The following is a 17,031-nucleotide window of genomic DNA, read 5'->3' as shown; positions in this document are numbered from 1 at the left end:
AAGGAGGGGGTGGCTTCGCAGATTGCTGAACATGGCAGCGCACACTCCCCCTCCTTACAAAGGAGGGGGCCGGGGGGTGGTCCTCACGATGATGGAAAAAGAGATTTTAGAACACGGCTATAACTTTAACCGGCGCCGGTTTCTGTCCCGGCTGAGCCTGGGGCTGGGCAGTGCGGCCCTGGGGTCGCTGCTGATTCCGGACCTGTTCAAAGGCGGTGGAAGTGAGGACGAAGCGTTTACGCCCGGTATTCCCCATTTTGCGCCGAAAGCCAAGCGGGTGATCTACCTGTTTCAGAACGGCGCGCCCTCGCAGCAGGAACTGTTCGACTACAAGCCGAAACTCCGGGAACTGCTGGGCAAGGAACTGCCGCCCTCGGTGCGCGGCAACCAGCGTCTGACCGGCATGACGGCCAACCAGTCGTCGTTTCCGCTGGTCGGGTCGTTCGTCGATTTCAAACAGTACGGCCAGTCGGGGGCCTGGGTGAGCGACCTGATGCCCTATACCTCGAAGATCGTCGACGATCTCTGCATCATCCGGTCGATGTACACCGAGGCCATCAACCACGACCCGGCACTGACCTTCCTGCAAACCGGCTCCCAGCAGGGCAACCGGCCGAGCATGGGCGCCTGGCTCAGCTACGGCCTCGGCAACGAAAACAAGAACCTTCCCAACTTCACGGTGCTGCTCTCGCGCGGGATCGGCAACGGGCAGGGCGTCTACTCCAAATTGTGGTCCAACGGCTTTCTGGATTCGGTGCATCAGGGCGTGCAGTTCAGCAAGGGCGAAGACCCGGTATTGTATCTCCGCGACCCCGAGGGCATGGACCGCCACGAACGCCGGGCCATGCTCGACAACCTCGCCAAACTCAACGAGATGGCCTACGAGGAGTTCGGCGACCCTGAAATCATGGCGAAGGTGAAACAGTATGAGATGGCCTACCGGATGCAGACCGCCGTGCCGGAAGTACTCGACCTGTCGAAGGAACCGGACGACGTTGTGAAGCTCTACGGCCCCGACTGCCTCGTGCCGGGAACCTATGCCGCCAACTGCCTGCTGGCCCGCAAACTGTCGGAAAACGGCGTCCGCTTCGTGCAGCTTTACCACCAGGGCTGGGACCAGCATGGCAACCTGCCTTTCGAAATCGCCAAACAGGCGAAGGACGTCGATCAGGCGTCGGCCGCGCTGGTGACCGACCTGAAACAGCGCGGTCTGCTGGACGAAACGCTGGTGATCTGGGGCGGGGAGTTCGGCCGGACGAGCTACACCCAGGGCAAGCTGACGAAGGACAACTACGGCCGGGATCACCACCCGCGCTGCTTCACGATCTGGATGGCCGGGGGCGGCATCAAACCCGGCATCGTCTACGGCGAAACCGACGAGCTGGGCTACAACATCGCCCGCAACCCGGTCCACGTCCACGATTTCCAGGCGACCGTCCTGCACCAGCTGGGCCTCAATCACGAGCAGCTGACGTTCAAACACCTCGGCCGTCGCTACCGACTCACCGACGTGTCGGGCAAGGTCGTGCGGGATATTCTGGCCTGAGGACCACCCCCCATCCCCCTCCTTGCTAAGGAGGGGGCCGGGGGGTGGTCAAGACTGAGTTAAAAAGAAGCTGAAAGGTTACTAAAACGAATTTCCTAAACCACCCGGAATGAACAGAAGGATCATTGGGTTCGCCGAACAGGTGCTGTTCGCGCTGAACTTCTTCGTCTTGTTTCTATTGCTTTTCGAAAGTAAGGTAGAGGTGCCGGTCTGGCTGCAATCCTTCGGCCGGATGCATCCGCTTTTTCTGCATTTCCCGATCGTGTTCCTGCTGCTGGCGATGGGCATGGAGTTTTTCCGCTTCAAAACCGCCAACAGCACCAATGAGTTTTATGGTATTTTCCTGAACAACCTGCTCCTGCTCGGCGCCCTGACTGCCGGGCTGACGGTGGTCATGGGCCTGTTTCTGTCCCACGAGGAAGGGTATACGGGCACGGTGCTGCAATGGCACAAATGGTCGGGGATCGGTATTTTCTTCGTGGCTTCGCTCATCTTCTGGGGCCGCAACCAGACCTGGTACCGGGCGCCGGTGGCGCGGGCGGGAGCGCTGGTGTCGGTGCTGCTGCTGATCGGTGCCGGCCATTACGGAGCCACGCTGACGCATGGAGAAAACTTCCTGTTCGAGCCGATTACGAGCCGGTCCGCGAAGGAAGCCGTGCCGCTGGAGCAGGCCGTCGTCTTTGACCATGTCATCAAGCCGATTCTGGAGCAGAAGTGCGTCAGCTGCCACAATCCCGAAAAACTGAAGGGCGAACTGGCCCTGACCGACCCGGCCTCGATCCTGAAAGGCGGAAAATCCGGCAGGCTGTTCATCGCCGGCCTGCCCGACAGCAGCCTGCTGATGAAGCGGATTCACCTGCCGCCGGCGGAAAAGAAACACATGCCCCCGTTGGGCAAAACCCAGCTGACCGACGAGGAGGTAACCCTGCTGGCGCTGTGGGTAAAAGGTCGGGCCGACTTTAAAAAGAAACTCGTGGACCTGCCCCCGCAGGATTCGCTGCGCCGGATAGCCTCCGTTCATTTTGTTCCGGCCGAGCCGACCGAACCGGAGTATGAGTTTGCTGCTGCCGACGAGGAAACCGTGCAGAAGCTGACCAACGACTACCGCACCATCCTGCCGCTGGCGAAGGAATCCCCGGCCCTGGCGGTCAATCTCTACAATAAAGCCACCTACAGCCCGGATAAACTCCAGGAACTGGACGACATCCGGCGCCAGATTGTCAGCCTGAACCTCAGTAAATTACCGGTCAGGGACGCCGATCTGCGCAACGTCGCCAAATTTGAAAATCTTGAAAAGCTGAATCTGAACTTTACCGAGATCACCGGCGGGGGCCTGAAGGAATTGACCTCCCTCGAAAAACTCGAAAGCCTCTCGCTGTCAGGCACGAAGATCCGGTATCAGGACCTTCAGCCGCTGCTCGGCTCGTTCAAAAACCTGGAAACGGTTTCGCTCTGGAACACCGGCATATCGGATGCGGACATCGGCCGGCTGCGGAAACAATTCAAAGAAGTCGCCTTTATTTCCGGTTTCCGGGGGGAGGACAGCGAGCCGATCAGGCTGAACCCTCCGCAGGTGAAGAATGCGTCGACGATTTTTACCGAAACGCTCCAGCTCCAGCTGAAACACCCGATCCGCGGGGTGCAGATCCGGTATACGACCGACGGCACCGAGCCCGACAGCCTGAAATCGCCGGTATTTACCGCCGGAACGGTGCTTGACAAGAGTACGTCCATCCGCGCCAAAGCCTTCAAGGACGGCTGGTTCGGCAGCAGCGAAGCCGTTTTCGACTTCTTCAAAAGCACCCACAAGCCCGACAGCGTGACCGTGCTGCTGCCCCTGAACCGCGTCCACCAGGCCGACGGACCCTACACCTTCTTTGACCGGAAGCTCGGCACCTTCAACGCCAACAGCCCGGCCTGGGCCAACAACTGGGCGGGCGTCCGCAACAACGATCTGGCGCTGCTGTCGGAGTTCAGAAAGCCGGTCAGCGTGGCGTCGGTGGCCCTGCGGGTGATGGTGGAACCGGAAACCGGCATTTTTCCCCCGCAACTGGTGGAAATCTGGGGCGGTTCTACCCGGGAGAACCTGAAGCTGCTCGGGACGGTAAAGCCGGCGATGCCGAAGGAGAAAAGCGCCCCGGTGCTGAAGGCCGTCGAATGCCGCATCAAACCGCAGCCGGTCTCATTCATGAAGATCGTCGCCCGGCCGGTCGAGAAACTGCCCGACTGGCATCCGGGCAAAGGCAAGCGGGCGCTGCTGCTGGTCGACGAAGTATTCATCAACTAAAGTAAAAAAACGGCAGGCCGGTCTTATAGGATTTGGAAGGAGGGACACCCCAACCCCTGAACACCCAAACCCTTACCGCTATGTCAACGGAAAAAAAATCAGTCGTATCCCGCAGAAGATTTCTGGACCTGACGGCGAAGGGCACCCTGGCGTCCTCGGCGATCCTCGGCGGCTTCCCGACCATCGTACCGGCTTCGGTCTTCGGAAAAAACGCCCCGAGCAACCGCATCAACATCGGTGCCATCGGCACGGGCCGCATCTCTCGCGGCCATGATATGCCGGGCGTCTGGCAGTATGACAATGCGCTGATCATGGCCGTCTGCGACGTCGACAGCAAGCGGGCGGAGGAAGCGAAACAGCTCGTCAACGGGGTCTACGCCAAAAAGACCGGCAAGGAAGGCTACGACGGCGTTCGGGTGTATACCGACTACCGTGAACTCCTGAACAACAAGGACATCGACGCCGTGCTGGTCAGCACGCCCGACCACTGGCACGCTCCCATCGTGGTTCATGCGGTGGAGGCCGGCAAGGACGTCTATATGCAGAAACCGGCTTCGCTGACCATCGCGGAGGGTCGCCTGATGGCCGACGCCGTCAAACGCACCGGCCGCATCGTGCAGGTGGGCAGCCAGCAGCGTTCGTCGAGGCAGTTCCGCTATGCCGCCGAACTGGTCCGCAACGGCCGCATCGGGCAGCTGAAAACCGTATACGTCGGCCTGCCCGGCGATCCGTCGGGGGAGGAGGAACCGGAGATGCCCATCCCGAAGAATCTCAACTACGACATGTGGCTCGGCACGACGCCGGAGGTCTACTACACCGAAAAACGGGTTCACCCGCAGGTGGGCTACGACCGGCCGGGCTGGCTGCGCTGTGAGCAGTTCGGCGCCGGCATGATCACCGGCTGGGGCTCGCACCACATCGACTGCGCCCACTGGGCCATGAATACCGAGCTGACCGGTCCGGTGGAAATCTGGGGCAAAGCCGACTTTCCGAAAAAGGGCCTGTGGGATGTTCACGGTATTTTCCGGACGGAAGCCCTCTATGAGAACGGCGTCCGCATGGTCGTGAGCAACGAACTGCCCAACGGCATCAAATTCGAGGGGACCGACGGCTGGATCTTCGTGTCGCGGGGAGATGCCTCGGTCACGGCCAGCGACCCCGTCGCCAAACAGCAGGCCGCCAAGGCCCTCGACGCCAGCGATCCGAAGCTCCTTACCTCCGAGATCGGCCCGAACGAAGTGCATCTGACCGTCAGCAAGGAGCACCACGGCAACTGGCTGGAAAGCGTGGCGAGCCGCAGGGAACCCATCGCCCCGGCCGAGATCGGGCACCGGTCCTGCTCGGCCTGCCTGCTGCACCATGCCGCCATGAAGCTGAACCGCAAGCTGTACTGGGATCCTAAAAAGGAACAGTTCAAAAACGATGCGGAAGCCAACGCCCTGCTGTCGCGGCCGCAGCGCAAAGCCTACGCCGTCCGGCCGGTGGCCTCCGCCAAAAGCCGTTGAAAAGCGTGAATCACAACCCATTTCTATGAAATTTTCGCCTGTTTTCGGCAGCCTGCTTATGGCCGCACTGTTTTCCGCCTGTCAGTCGTCGGAGAAAAAAGACGATTCGCAGATTCGGCTGATTACCCTGGACCCCGGCCACTTCCATGCCGCCCTGGTTCAGAAAACCACGTATGAGGGCGTCGACCCGGTGGTTCACGTGTATGCCCCCGAAGGCCCCGACCTTCAGATGCACCTCGACCGCATCCAGGGCTACAACACCCGCGCCGAGAACCCGACCCGGTGGAAGGAAGAGGTCTATAAGGGAGCCGATTTTCTGGAGAAGATGCTGGCGGAAAAATCCGGCAACGTCGTCGTCATTTCGGGCAACAACCGCCTGAAAACCGACTACATCCGGAAAGCCGTCGACGGCGGTTTCAACGTCCTGGCCGACAAGCCGATGGTGATCAGTGCCTCGAATTTCGACCAGCTGAAGGCGGCCTTCGAATCGGCCGAAAAGAACGATAAGCTGCTCTACGACATCATGACCGAGCGGTATGAGATCACGACCATGCTCCAGCGGGCGTTCTCGATGCAGCCGGAGGTGTTCGGTACCCTCGAAAAAGGGACGCCCGACAACCCGGCCATTACTAAAGAGAGCGTGCACCACTTTTACAAGAACGTGTCGGGCAGCATCCTGACGCGTCCGGCCTGGTTCATGGACGTGGCCCAGCAGGGCGAAGGCATCGTCGACGTGACGACCCACCTCGTGGACCTGGTGCAGTGGGAAGCCTTCCCGGAACAGACCATCGACTACACGAAGGACATCCGCCTGACCTCCGCCCGCCGGTGGACTACCGACATGACGCTGAGCCAGTTCTCGGCCATCACCAAACAGAACGCCTTCCCGGATTACCTGAAAAAAGACGTGGAGAAAGACTCTGTCCTGAAGGTGTTCAGTAATGGGGAGATCAATTATCAGGTCAGGGGCGTCAACGCCCGGGTGTCGGTGATCTGGGCCTACAAGGCCCCGGAAGGTGCCGGGGATACGCACTACTCCATCATGCGCGGCACGAAGGCCAACCTGATCATCCGCCAGGGCGCCGAACAGCAGTACAAACCGACCCTTTACATCGAGGCCGTAGCCGGAAATGCGGGCCTGGAGGCCGCCCTGAAAACTGCCCTGCCGGCGCTTCAGCAGGAGTACCCGGGCGTGGAGGTGAAGAAGAACGGAAAAGGCTACGAAGTGGTCATTCCGGAGAAATTCAAGGAGGGCCACGAAGCCCACTTCGGCCGGGTAACGGAGAAGTACCTCAGCTTCCTGAAAGCCGGAAAAATGCCGGCCTGGGAGGTGCCCAACATGCTGGCCAAATATTACACGACGACCCAGGCGCTCGAACTGGCCAAAAAAACCGCCGGCCCCGTAGCGTCCCGCTGAAACCGATTTGCCATCCTTAGCCAACGCAAGCACATGAAAAAAGAACAAGCCGATCGGCGCCGGTTCATCCGGGATTCCGTGGCTACCGCAGCCGGGCTGGCCGGGCTGTCGATCCTGCCGAAAGAAACCTCGGCCGCGCCCGCTTCTCCCGGTTCAAAAATCATCGGTATTACAGGCCGGAAGAAAGCCGCCGACAAGATCCGGTTTTCGGTCATCGGCCTCAACCACGGTCATATCTACGGACAGACGCAGGCCGTTATCCGCGGGGGCGGTCAGCTGGTGTCTTTCTATGCCCCCGAACCCGATCTGGCAGCCGCCTTTGCCAAGCGGTTCCCGCAGGCGAAACAGGCATCGAGCGAGAAGGAGGTGCTGGAAGACAACACCGTCCAGCTCGTGGTCAGTGCGGCCATTCCCGACGAGCGCGCTCCGCTCGGCGTCCGGGTCATGAAGCACGGCAAAGATTACATGGTTGATAAACCCGGCATCATCACCCTCGATCAGCTGGCCGAGGTCCGGAAGGTGCAGAAGGATACCAAACGCATCTACTCGATCATGTACAGCGAGCGGTTCGAGAACAAAGCCACCGTCAAAGCCGGGGAACTGGTGAAAGCCGGGGCCATCGGCAAGGTCATCCAGACCATCGGCCTCGGCCCGCACCGGGTCAACCCGAAAAGCCGGCCCGAGTGGTTCTGGGATAAAAAGCGGTTCGGCGGCATCATCTGTGACATCGGTTCCCACCAGTTCGACCAGTATCTGTTCTTCACCAACTCCACCAAAGCCGAGGTGGTGGCTTCGCAGGTCGGCAATACGAACCATCCGCAGTACCCCAAATTCGAGGATTTCGGCGACGTCATGCTGCGGGGCGACGGGGGCGTCGGCTACATCCGGGTCGACTGGTTCACGCCCGACGGCCTGAAAACCTGGGGCGACGGCCGGCTGACCATTCTGGGAACGGAAGGCTTCATCGAAATCCGGAAAAATATCGACATCGGCGGGCGTGAGGGCGGTAACCACCTCTTTCTGACCGACCAGAAGGAAACCCGTTACATCGACTCTTCGCAGGTCAATCTGCCGTACGGCGAACAACTGGTTAACGACATCCTGAACCGGACCGAAACCGCCATGAGTCAGGAGCATTGTTTTCTGGCCACCGAACTGGCGCTGAAGGCCCAGAAGCAGGCCCAGACCATTTCCCTTAAAGTATAAACCGAAAACCCGCGTATGTACCGTTCCGTTGGAATCCTGTTCTGCTCCGTTCTTCTGTCACTCCTGGTCTTCGGTTCCGCCTGGAGCAAAGACCCTGAGGTCAACTGGAAGAAGGTCAGGGTGCTGGTTTATACCAAAAACGGGAAGGGGTACGTCCACGACAACATCCCGAACGCGGTGGAGTGCTTCCGGCGGCTCGGGCAGCAGCACGGCTTTAAGGTCGACGTGTCCGACCAGCCCTCGGTGTTTACGGAGGAAAACCTGCGGCAGTATACCGCCCTGGTGTTTCCGAGTACCAACAACGACGTGTTCGATACGGACCAGCAGCGGCTGGCCTTCCGGCGGTACATCGAAGCCGGGGGCGGTTTTGTAGGCATTCATTCGGTGATCGGCACCGAGCGCAACTGGAGCTGGTTCAAACGGATGCTGGGCGGCTCCTTTGCCTGGCATCCGAAGTTCCAGAAGCTGAGACTCCACGTCCTGGATACGTCGCACCCGTCGATGGAAGGGCTGCCGAAGGTGTGGGAGAAGGAGGACGAATGCTATTTCTCGAAGGAAATGTCGCCCGGCCCGACCGTCATCATGGCCCACGACCTGACCGCCCTCGACACCACCGAAATCGACAAGATCCGGGCCAACCGCGGTTCCTATACGGAGCTGTATCCGGCGGCCTGGTACTACCATTTCGATGGCGGTTACACCTGGTGTACGGCGCTCGGGCACCACAAGAAAGACTACGAAGATCCCCTTTTTGTCCGGCATCTCTTCCAGGGCCTGCGCTACGTGGCCGGGCAGGTGAAGAAGCTGGATTTTGGCAAAGCTTACGCCGATTCCCGGGACACGCCCATTCGTTAACCGGCTCAGGCCATCCGTAATCGGCTGATTTTCGGCTTTTTGGGCCGGCTTTTTATTGCTTTGTCCGAAAGGTGACAGGATTTGTCGGGGATTGAATAGTGCCGGCGGCTACATTTGAACGACGGCATACCGATCGTGCCGCTCCTAAACCTACCGCAGACACTGTATGAATCTGATTCTCATCTACCTTTACTGGGGGCAGTACAAGATGCTCCGTTGTTCGTCCGGAAATGAGGGAATGGAAATCCTGAATGACCTGGCCGTCCACGAAGACATCGACCCCGTAGGCGTATTCAATCCCCGACAGAATCAGATGTCATGGCACCCCTCGAACCCCTTCCGGCAGGTTCAGGAGCACGACAAACTCCTGAAACGCGCCCTCAACCGGGCCCAGCTGCGGCTGCACCGGCTGCCCTCCTGAGAATCCAATTTACTCATACCGTGGTCAGTTCCGCCGTCAGCTGCAGCAGCCGTTCGGCCGTTTCGGGCGGTCGTCGGCCCAGGCCGCAGGAACTGGCAATATCCACGCTCCGCCCCCGGGCATTTTCGATGCTGTTCAGAATCCGGCGATTTTCCTCCGGACTTCTTTTTTCGTGCACGAAACCGGCCACAAAACGCACGCCGTCCGGCAGCCGGATGTCTTTCAGGGGAGCATAGTACCCGGTATCCAGGCTGGGCGGCACCCCGGCTTCCGCAAAGGGATAGTGAATGTATTCCAGCGTGTGCCGGTCCGGCCATTCCTCGACCAGCCGGTTGGAAAAAGCCACCATTTTGCCGAGCGTTTTCGGATGCACCAGCGCATGGTTATGAAAGTCGCCGAGGCAGAGGTGCATGCCGATGCGGGCGCCGGGCGTAATTTTGCTCAGGAGGTCTTTGATCGGCCGGAGGGCCAGACCCATCAGGGGCGTCGGAAGTTTGTAGGCCGCATACAGCTCCGGCGGCACCTCGATCTGGACGATCATGTCCTTTCCGGCCGTCGCCAGGGCCGCATTGACCTCGCGGGCGATGATGGTGTTGAAGGCGTACGTATACCGGATCCACTGCAACTGACTGGCGAAGGCGAACCCCATGGCAAAACCCGTCGGCACGCCCATCTGGAAGGCGAGGTTCGGCAGGTTCTTTTCCGCCCGGAGCCGCCGGAACACCGGATAGCTTTGCTGAAAGAACGTGTCGTAGCCGAGCGTGACGTGCTGCGGGAGTTCGGCCGGGCTGCGCAGCGGTTTCAGCTTCTGAAAACCGTCGTAGTCGACGGCCATGCCGTCTTCCCCGCGAACGGGCTGCCGGACGATCTGCCAGTTGGCGGGGTCTTCCGTGATCTTTTCGATGGCGTAGACCACCCAGGCGATCCGGTTGCCTTTCGGAAAGGCCGGCGATTTCTCCCCGATTTCGCCGTCGGGCAGGCAGAACAGGGCGGGCCCGAGCGCATCCAGCGCCCGGCGCATGCAGCTTTCTTCGTCGGAGAAGGGCAGACTGCCGATCAGCAGCGCGGAGCGTTTGGGCGAAACGGCTTTTTCCGAAACCGGGCCGGTTTCAGGGGAAGGTGTAGGATTCATCGGTTTCAGGCCGGGCTAAGGTCCCTTCAATATACGAAAGAATATGAAAATGAGGAGGTTTTGCAGGTGGGGCGCTGCCCTGTTACTGGCTGCCCTGGTCGGCCTCGCCCTTCCCGAATGCTTCCATGAAAACCGGGGTCAGAGCCGCACTTACGGGACAGTGGGAGCCGGGAAGCTGGAGCGGCCGTACTTGGTCCCGTTTTCGGGTCGGAACTTCCGGTATTTCAGCTACATCAGCTATTACCTCTGGGACAATGCCTATACCCACTCGCAGGTTTGTCGAACGATCGTGGAGGCCTACCGGACCTGCGAGGAGACCTGCCCCGGATCGCAGTTTCAACTGATGGAATGCTCCAACCGCCGGGGTGGGGAAAGCTGCTGCATTACTCCCACCGGAACGGCCTGAGCGTCGATTTTATGGCGCCTACCGGGCCGCCGTCCGTCATGAACTTTTTCTTCGGAAGCCTCGGCGTGTGGCACTACCTGCTGGCCTTCTCACCGGCCGGACAGCTGACGCTGGACCGAAACGTGAAGATCGACTTCGAGACGATGGGGCGGCACCTGCTGGCCCTGGAGGCTGCGGCCCGCAGAAACGGACTCCGCATCCGGAAAGTCATTCTGAACACGCGTCTTAAACCGCAGCTGTTCCGGACGGAAAGCGGACGCATCCTGAAACGAAAGGGCGTCTACTTCGCCCTGGCGCTTAAACCGGCCGTCGACCGCGCCCACGACGACCATTATCACGTCGATTTTGAACCGCTCCGCTGAATGGGCAAAGGGAAGCGGCCGCATCCGGCCCGGTTTGGGCAGCGTGTTTACACAAAAAATAAAACAGTTTTTTAAATCAGGCAGTTATCCAACTACGAAACAATATTCGTTCAACCAAAAGTCACAAAAGATGAGAGCAGTTTGGAGTGTAGTGGGTTTGATGACGGCCTGTTTGATGACCAACCTTTCGTTCGCCCAGCAGGGCCAGCAGAATCGGGAAGCGCGTTCGGGGTCGGCGATGGTCGGTAAGATGAGTAAGATGGAGTTCGACAATCAGAATAAGCAGGGAGCCGCAGCCGTCATGGCGATTGCTCCCGCCAAAACCGCCCTGTCGCAGGCCGACAACGCGCTGATGATGGAAGTGGCGATGGGAGGCATGATGCAGCTGGAACTGAGTCGGGCCGCCCTTCAGAAAGCCACCAGCGAGCAGGTGCGCCAGCTGGCCCAGGCGGAAGTGGCCGAACAAACGACTTTAGCCAACAAACTCAAGGAAATCGCCACGGCGAAAGGCATTACCCTGCCTACCACGGCCGGAGTCGATACCGAGCAGCTTATCTCCCGGATGCAGAATATGTCCGGTGAAGAATTCGACCGGTTTTATGTCACGGAAAGTGGGGTCAAAGGCCACCAGAAGCTGGATCAGGTCATGTCGAAGGTCGAATCATCGGCTTCCGATCCCAGCCTGAAGGGCCTGGCCACCGCGGCTCATCCGCTCGTGAAAACGCACCTGAAGGTTGCTCAGGATGTCCAGAACAACATCCAGGGCGGCAGCGCGAAATAAGCGAAGCCCGCAACGCCTTCGAAGCCGGTTCTCTCAGGACCGGCTTTTCTTTTTGCAAAATACCGGAAGCCGCCGGTCGGACCCGGGCTGCGTGCGGTAATCCCGGAATTCGGTCAGGTCGGATACTTTTTGTGGTTTTGCCCGGAACACCGGTTAACTTACCCGCCAAACCGTTGCTGATCCCCGCATGAAAAATCGGCTACTCCTGCTGCTTGGTCTCTGGCTTCCGCTGCATGGCTTCGCCCAGAAAGCCCGGATCGGGTTCATTCCCGTGGGCGCCCTGAATGTTCATTACACCCAGACCGGCTCCGGGAAGCCGGTTCTGCTGCTCCACGCCGGCTTTCTGGATCACCGGATGTGGGAACCTCAGACGGCCGCCCTCTCCGCTTATCACCGGGTGATCACGATCGACCTGCCGGGACATGGCCGGACGCAGGGAAAGGATACGACCGTGCAAGTGGGGACACTGATTTCGGCGGTATTCGATCAGCTGAAGGTGAAACAGGCCGATGTAGTGGGCGTATCGCTGGGAGCCACCTGCGCCCTCGACTTTGCACTGACCCATCCCGGCCGGGTCCGCAAACTGGTGCTGGTATCGGCCGGCCTTTCGGGCTGGGAAAGCCGTTTTCCGCTGGATTCACTGACACGGAACTACTTCCCCGGCCTGTTGGACCGGCTCAACCGGAAGGATACTGCCGGGGCGGCCGAGTATTTCACCCGGTTCTGGTTCGACGGGCCCTACCGCCAGCCCGCCGGGGTGGACCGGGCCGGCCGCCGGTATACCTACGAAACCACCCTGCGGGCCATGCAGGTCCATAAAATAAGCGGCTGGCCCCGGTTCTCGACGGGTTCGGCCATCGACCGCATCGACCGGCTGACGCTGCCGGTGCTGCTCATCGACGGCGACCGGGATCTGCCCTACATCCTTGCGGTGGGCGAGTATCTCTCAAAAAACCTGAAGAATGCCCGGCTCATCGTCCTGCCGGGGGCGGGCCATATGCTCAATCTGGAGCAGCCCCGGCGTTTCAGTCAGGAAGTGCTTCCGTTCATCGATTCGCGGTAAAAAGCCGGGGGCCGTCCGGTAAATAAGAGAATCAACAGCTTGCCTTTCCCTAAAAAAAGGGGAAGACCGATGACCGATCTTCGTACATTCGGTACAGTAGCAAGCCCCGTAAAGTGATGAAAACGACGGTTTTATCCTTTATTGCTTATCTCTTTTTCATGCCGGTTTCCGCCGTCGGACAGGCCGGGTCGGAGATCGACAGTCTGGAAAGGTTGCTTCCGCGAACGCCCCGGAGCGAACAGAAGATCAAGCTTTTTGCCGACCTCAGCTGGGCCTATGCGGTTTCCCGGATGCATCCCGACCGGGCGCGGCAGTATGCCGACAGCATCCGGCGGCTGGCCGACGAGCTGGGCAGCGAAAGCGGTCGGGCCGAAGCCGGGTTTTATTATGGGACGGCCGCCCGCTACGCCGGTGACTACGCCCGCGCCCTCCTGCATTTCCGGCGGTATGTCAACTACCAGACCGCCGTCGGCGACTCGTCGGCCATGGGGCGGGGGTTGTACCAGATGGCGGTAATCCAGAGCATTCAGGGCGCCTACGACCAGGCGCTGGCGACCTATTACCGCCTGTTGCCGATCTACGAAAAACTCGGCAACCGCAAGGGGGTCGGTGCGGTCACGATGGCCATCGGCATTCAGTTTGAAAACCGGGGCAACTACCCGGAAGCCATCCGCGCCTACGAAAAGGCCCGCGCCCTCTTCGACCGTCTCGACAACAAAACATACCAGGTGGACGTGCGGGTCAACCTCGCCAACGTCTACGTGGCGACCCGGCGCTACGACCACGCCCGGCTGCTGTTTCAGCAAGCCCTGCAGCTCGACCAGGCGCTGGGCAACGACTGGGGCGTTGCCACCGACCTGTGCAGCATCGGCATCATGCTGAACCACCTGCACCGGCCCGACAGTGCGCTGGTGGTTCACCGGCAGGCGCTGGAGAAACGACTCCGTATCCCGCAGAAAAACGAACAGGCCGTCAGCCTGTACCACGTCGGCTACACTTACCTGCTGCTGAAAAACGACGACCTTGCCCGGCGGTTTCTGGATCGGGCCCTCCGGCTGTCGACGGAAACGAAGGCAAGACCGCTGATGCGCGACACCTATGCCCGCCTTTCGGAACTGTATGCGGAGCGGAACGACTACGCCCGCGCCTATGCCTTCCACCGGCGGTATGCCGCCCTCCAGGACAGCCTGCTCAATGAGGAAACCACCCGGCAGTTGAACGAACTTCAGGTCCGGTACGAAACCGGCGAGAAAGACCGGCGCATCGCCCTGCTGGCCAGGGAGAAGGAAATCCAGAAGAAGGAAGCCGAGCGGCAGAGCCTGCTCCGGAAAGCGGCTCTGGCGGGTCTGGCAATCACCGGCCTTCTGGCGGTTCTGGTGGTGTATATCTACCGGCAGCGCTTGCGCAACCAGAGGATCCTGGCCGTCAAGAACGACGAGATCCGGCAGGCGCAGTTTCAAAGCCGGCTCAGTGAGCTGGAAATGAAAGCCCTGCGGGCCCAGATCAATCCGCACTTCCTGTTCAACTGCCTCAACTCCATCAACCGGATGGTCCTGCAGGGCGATACCGAAAACGCATCCCGGTATCTGGTCAGATTCTCGAAGCTCATCCGGCGGATTCTGGAAAATACGGAAACGACGACCGTGTCGCTGGAAAATGAACTGGCCCTGCTGGAGTCGTATATCCGGCTGGAAGAACTGCGGTTCAGGGGAAAGATCGATTTCCGCATCGAGGTCGACACCGGCATCGAGCCGGAGCAGACCTACCTGCCGTCGATGATTCTTCAGCCTTTTGTCGAAAATGCCATCTGGCACGGGCTGATGCACCGCGACGTCTCCGGTCCGGGTCGGATTACCATTGCCGTCAGGGAGCAGGATGACCGGTTGTGCTGTACCATCGAGGATAACGGCGTGGGTCGGGAAAAGGCCCGGATGCTGGAAGACACCGGTGACGGCCGGAGGCCGTCGATGGGGATGCGGATTACGGAGGAGCGGCTTCGGCTCCTGAGCCGGGAAGGCCTGCAGCAACTGGTCCGGATCACCGACCTGAAGGATTCGCTGGACCGGGTGGCGGGCACCCGCGTGGACATCCAGATTCCTCTGGCCGTATGATTCAGGCCCTCATCATCGACGACGAAGTCGACGGCCGCGAGACGCTGCGGACGGCCCTCGAGTCCTATTGTCCGCAGGTGCGGCTGCTCACCGTCTGCGATCACCCCGTCCAGGGCCTGGAAGCCATCCGCTCCCTGAAACCCGATCTGGTCTTTCTGGATATTCAGATGCCGCAACTGTCGGGGTTTGACCTGCTGCAGCAGGTGGCGCCTGTCGACTTCGAGGTGATTTTTGTAACCGCCCATGACCGGTATGCCATCCGGGCCATCCGGTTCAGTGCGCTCGACTACCTGCTGAAACCCATCGACGTCGACGATCTGCTGGAGGCTGTCCGAAGGGTGGAGGAACGGCGGCTGGGGCCGGGCAGCGCCCACCGCTACCAGTCGGTCCTGAACAACATGCAGTACCGGTCGCGACGCATCGAGAAGCTGGCGGTTCCGACGCTGGAGGGCATTGAATTTTTCGAAACCGACGACATCATTTTCTGCCGGGCGGAGGGCAACTATACGCTGCTGTATCTGAAGAACAACCGAAAAAAACTGGTTTCCCGGAACCTGAAGGACTTCGAATCCCTGCTTTGCGAGCCGGACTTCTGCCGGGTGCATCATTCCGCCCTCATCAGCATGCGGCATATCCAGAAATACGTTAGGGGAGACGGCGGTTACGTCCTGCTGACGGACGGCTACCATGTCGATATTTCCCGGCGCAAAAAAGACGAATTTCTCCAGTTGCTTCACCGGATCTGACTCCGTTTCCGGGGATCGATTCTCTCCACTTACCGGCCTTTCCCGCCAGATACGAATTCCGGCCGGCCGCCGGCATATGGGCGGTTCCGAAACCGGCCGTGCCTTCCGAACTTTCCTCCGTTAAAACCCATGGTTTCACCTTAAATCTTCACACCAATGAAAGCCAGTTGCCAAAGTCTGACCTCCGGGTTAGTGGAAGTATTCTCGAAATTCGTCGACGACTACCAGGAATTTCGGAAAGAAGCCGCCAAAGTGTTTGTCACCACCATCCTGCCCGGAAGTTCGGGTGCGGAGAAAGCGCTCGACAACCTGATCGATCAGGCCATCGACCTGCAAACCAGCCTGCTGAAATCGTACGGGGTGGTGGTCGGCGAAGGGAAAGGAAAGATCGGACCGCGCCATCAGATCATCCCGACCAAACGAGTGACGGGCGTTCTGAAGCTGGAGCGCACGTTCGTCGTCGTTTCGTCGCCCTTCGATAAAGTCACCGTGACGATCAAAAAAACCGGGGGCAAGGCAGGAGCCGACATCGCCGTCTGCGCCAAATATTCCAACGGTTCGATCTTCAACGAAAAACGGAAGTCCATCGAAAAAGGCGAGGATACCATCGGAGAGTCGGTGAAATTCGTGTTCACCGACATGGCCGACAAGGCCCTGACGATTCACCTGGTTCAGACGGGTTTGGTAACCAACGTGTGCGATTATGACCTCTCCATCGATGGGGCGTTCGACGAACAGGAGATGAGGGCCCTGTATCCGGTCCGATCGGCTTCCGTGTCCTGAAGGAAAAGCTTACCGTTAAAAAGAAAGGTCGCAGCCCGGCTGCGACCTTTCTTTTTACTTAACTTTTACCTGAAAAGCCGTTCAGAAGATGACGATCGAAGAATTCAGGATGCTGGAATTGGAGGACGGGTACGGCCCTTTCATACTCCATCTGAAAGGAGAGGACGAACCGATCCGTTCCGTCTGGCTGAAAGACCCGCTGCCGACGCCGGCCCGGCCGGTTCTGCTGTTCACCATCCGGCGCCCGCAAGTCCGGACGTTCCGGTTTTTCTTCCGGTTCCCCTACCGGACCGGCCGGCTGGAGGAAATCGGCGGACAGGTGCTGCTCGACCGGATCGAATCCCTTCGGGCGATGCCGAGGCTGTACCGGAAGCGCCCGGCCGGAGCTTCTTCGGAGTAAAGGGCCGCCC

General features: G+C 59.8%; 16 protein-coding genes. 15 read left to right on the top strand and 1 reads right to left on the bottom strand.

All coding sequences use genetic code 11. The features are described 5' to 3' along the window. The first annotated feature begins 91 nt into the window (after positions 1-91). The 7 genes from DX909_RS07660 (at position 92) to DX909_RS07630 (ending at position 9,237) form a co-directional block, all read left to right on the top strand. Complete coding sequence (locus tag DX909_RS07660; RefSeq protein ID WP_128544923.1) at positions 92-1,546, top strand: DUF1501 domain-containing protein; 1,455 nt, start codon at positions 92-94, stop codon at positions 1,544-1,546. A 109-nt stretch (positions 1,547-1,655) separates the two neighbouring features. Continuing rightward, a complete protein-coding gene (locus DX909_RS07655; protein ID WP_128544557.1) occupies positions 1,656-3,833 on the top strand; it encodes a c-type cytochrome domain-containing protein in 2,178 nt (725 codons plus the stop codon). Positions 3,834-3,913: 80 nt separating this feature from the next. Next, positions 3,914-5,338 (top strand): Gfo/Idh/MocA family protein, encoded by a 1,425-nt coding sequence (locus DX909_RS07650; RefSeq protein WP_128544556.1) that lies wholly within the window; start codon positions 3,914-3,916, stop codon positions 5,336-5,338. 25 nt (positions 5,339-5,363) lie between these two features. Next, entirely contained in the window at positions 5,364-6,755 is a 1,392-nt protein-coding gene (locus tag DX909_RS07645) for a putative oxidoreductase C-terminal domain-containing protein (RefSeq protein WP_128544555.1), read from the top strand. Between the two features lie 33 nt (positions 6,756-6,788). Then, positions 6,789-7,961 carry a Gfo/Idh/MocA family protein gene (locus DX909_RS07640; RefSeq protein ID WP_128544554.1) on the top strand — a complete coding sequence of 391 codons (1,173 nt, stop codon included), beginning with the start codon at positions 6,789-6,791 and terminating at the stop codon, positions 7,959-7,961. Between the two features lie 15 nt (positions 7,962-7,976). Then, complete coding sequence (locus DX909_RS07635; protein ID WP_128544553.1) at positions 7,977-8,816, top strand: ThuA domain-containing protein; 840 nt, start codon at positions 7,977-7,979, stop codon at positions 8,814-8,816. Positions 8,817-8,982: 166 nt separating this feature from the next. Further along, positions 8,983-9,237: a hypothetical protein gene (locus DX909_RS07630; protein WP_128544552.1), complete on the top strand. Its 255-nt coding sequence runs from the start codon at positions 8,983-8,985 to the stop codon at positions 9,235-9,237. Between the two features lie 13 nt (positions 9,238-9,250). On the opposite strand, the gene DX909_RS07625 is transcribed toward DX909_RS07630, so the two are convergent. Further along, a complete protein-coding gene (locus DX909_RS07625; protein ID WP_128544551.1) occupies positions 9,251-10,369 on the bottom strand; it encodes a uroporphyrinogen decarboxylase/cobalamine-independent methonine synthase family protein in 1,119 nt (372 codons plus the stop codon). Positions 10,370-10,418: 49 nt separating this feature from the next. Here DX909_RS07625 and DX909_RS07620 point away from each other — a divergent pair, with 49 nt between their 5' ends. The 8 genes from DX909_RS07620 (at position 10,419) to DX909_RS07585 (ending at position 17,021) form a co-directional block, all read left to right on the top strand. Further along, positions 10,419-10,775: a hypothetical protein gene (locus DX909_RS07620; RefSeq protein ID WP_128544550.1), complete on the top strand. Its 357-nt coding sequence runs from the start codon at positions 10,419-10,421 to the stop codon at positions 10,773-10,775. Next, complete coding sequence (locus DX909_RS07615; protein ID WP_164851216.1) at positions 10,718-11,137, top strand: hypothetical protein; 420 nt, start codon at positions 10,718-10,720, stop codon at positions 11,135-11,137. Before DX909_RS07620 ends, DX909_RS07615 begins: the two co-directional genes overlap by 58 nt. Positions 11,138-11,267: 130 nt before the next feature. Continuing rightward, positions 11,268-11,918: a DUF4142 domain-containing protein gene (locus DX909_RS07610; RefSeq protein WP_229310980.1), complete on the top strand. Its 651-nt coding sequence runs from the start codon at positions 11,268-11,270 to the stop codon at positions 11,916-11,918. A 187-nt stretch (positions 11,919-12,105) separates the two neighbouring features. Further along, complete coding sequence (locus tag DX909_RS07605; protein WP_128544548.1) at positions 12,106-12,981, top strand: alpha/beta fold hydrolase; 876 nt, start codon at positions 12,106-12,108, stop codon at positions 12,979-12,981. A gap of 116 nt (positions 12,982-13,097) precedes the next feature. Continuing rightward, a complete protein-coding gene (locus tag DX909_RS07600; RefSeq protein ID WP_128544547.1) occupies positions 13,098-15,092 on the top strand; it encodes a histidine kinase in 1,995 nt (664 codons plus the stop codon). Further along, positions 15,089-15,838 carry a LytR/AlgR family response regulator transcription factor gene (locus DX909_RS07595; RefSeq protein WP_128544546.1) on the top strand — a complete coding sequence of 250 codons (750 nt, stop codon included), beginning with the start codon at positions 15,089-15,091 and terminating at the stop codon, positions 15,836-15,838. Before DX909_RS07600 ends, DX909_RS07595 begins: the two co-directional genes overlap by 4 nt. Positions 15,839-15,994: 156 nt before the next feature. Then, positions 15,995-16,621 (top strand): hypothetical protein, encoded by a 627-nt coding sequence (locus DX909_RS07590; protein ID WP_128544545.1) that lies wholly within the window; start codon positions 15,995-15,997, stop codon positions 16,619-16,621. 88 nt (positions 16,622-16,709) lie between these two features. Beyond that, positions 16,710-17,021 (top strand): hypothetical protein, encoded by a 312-nt coding sequence (locus DX909_RS07585; RefSeq protein ID WP_128544544.1) that lies wholly within the window; start codon positions 16,710-16,712, stop codon positions 17,019-17,021. Positions 17,022-17,031: the final 10 nt, after the last annotated feature.

This window comes from Larkinella soli (assembly GCF_003703975.1).
GTDB classification, from domain to species: domain Bacteria; phylum Bacteroidota; class Bacteroidia; order Cytophagales; family Spirosomataceae; genus Larkinella; species Larkinella soli.
The sequence above is the reverse complement of the archived record's forward strand: the minus strand, read 5'-3'. Positions and strand labels throughout refer to the sequence as shown.

Excerpts from the sequence above, each read along its gene's own strand:
- DX909_RS07660 (WP_128544923.1), top strand. The coding sequence starts at position 92 with ATGGAAAAAGAGATTTTAGAACACGGCTATAACTTTAACCGGCGCCGG.
- DX909_RS07655 (WP_128544557.1), top strand. The coding sequence starts at position 1,656 with ATGAACAGAAGGATCATTGGGTTCGCCGAACAGGTGCTGTTCGCGCTG.
- DX909_RS07650 (WP_128544556.1), top strand. The coding sequence starts at position 3,914 with ATGTCAACGGAAAAAAAATCAGTCGTATCCCGCAGAAGATTTCTGGAC.
- DX909_RS07645 (WP_128544555.1), top strand. The coding sequence starts at position 5,364 with ATGAAATTTTCGCCTGTTTTCGGCAGCCTGCTTATGGCCGCACTGTTT.
- DX909_RS07640 (WP_128544554.1), top strand. The coding sequence starts at position 6,789 with ATGAAAAAAGAACAAGCCGATCGGCGCCGGTTCATCCGGGATTCCGTG.
- DX909_RS07635 (WP_128544553.1), top strand. The coding sequence starts at position 7,977 with ATGTACCGTTCCGTTGGAATCCTGTTCTGCTCCGTTCTTCTGTCACTC.
- DX909_RS07630 (WP_128544552.1), top strand. The coding sequence starts at position 8,983 with ATGAATCTGATTCTCATCTACCTTTACTGGGGGCAGTACAAGATGCTC.
- DX909_RS07625 (WP_128544551.1), bottom strand. The coding sequence starts at position 10,369 with ATGAATCCTACACCTTCCCCTGAAACCGGCCCGGTTTCGGAAAAAGCC.
- DX909_RS07620 (WP_128544550.1), top strand. The coding sequence starts at position 10,419 with ATGAGGAGGTTTTGCAGGTGGGGCGCTGCCCTGTTACTGGCTGCCCTG.
- DX909_RS07615 (WP_164851216.1), top strand. The coding sequence starts at position 10,718 with ATGCTCCAACCGCCGGGGTGGGGAAAGCTGCTGCATTACTCCCACCGG.
- DX909_RS07610 (WP_229310980.1), top strand. The coding sequence starts at position 11,268 with ATGAGAGCAGTTTGGAGTGTAGTGGGTTTGATGACGGCCTGTTTGATG.
- DX909_RS07605 (WP_128544548.1), top strand. The coding sequence starts at position 12,106 with ATGAAAAATCGGCTACTCCTGCTGCTTGGTCTCTGGCTTCCGCTGCAT.
- DX909_RS07600 (WP_128544547.1), top strand. The coding sequence starts at position 13,098 with ATGAAAACGACGGTTTTATCCTTTATTGCTTATCTCTTTTTCATGCCG.
- DX909_RS07595 (WP_128544546.1), top strand. The coding sequence starts at position 15,089 with ATGATTCAGGCCCTCATCATCGACGACGAAGTCGACGGCCGCGAGACG.
- DX909_RS07590 (WP_128544545.1), top strand. The coding sequence starts at position 15,995 with ATGAAAGCCAGTTGCCAAAGTCTGACCTCCGGGTTAGTGGAAGTATTC.
- DX909_RS07585 (WP_128544544.1), top strand. The coding sequence starts at position 16,710 with ATGACGATCGAAGAATTCAGGATGCTGGAATTGGAGGACGGGTACGGC.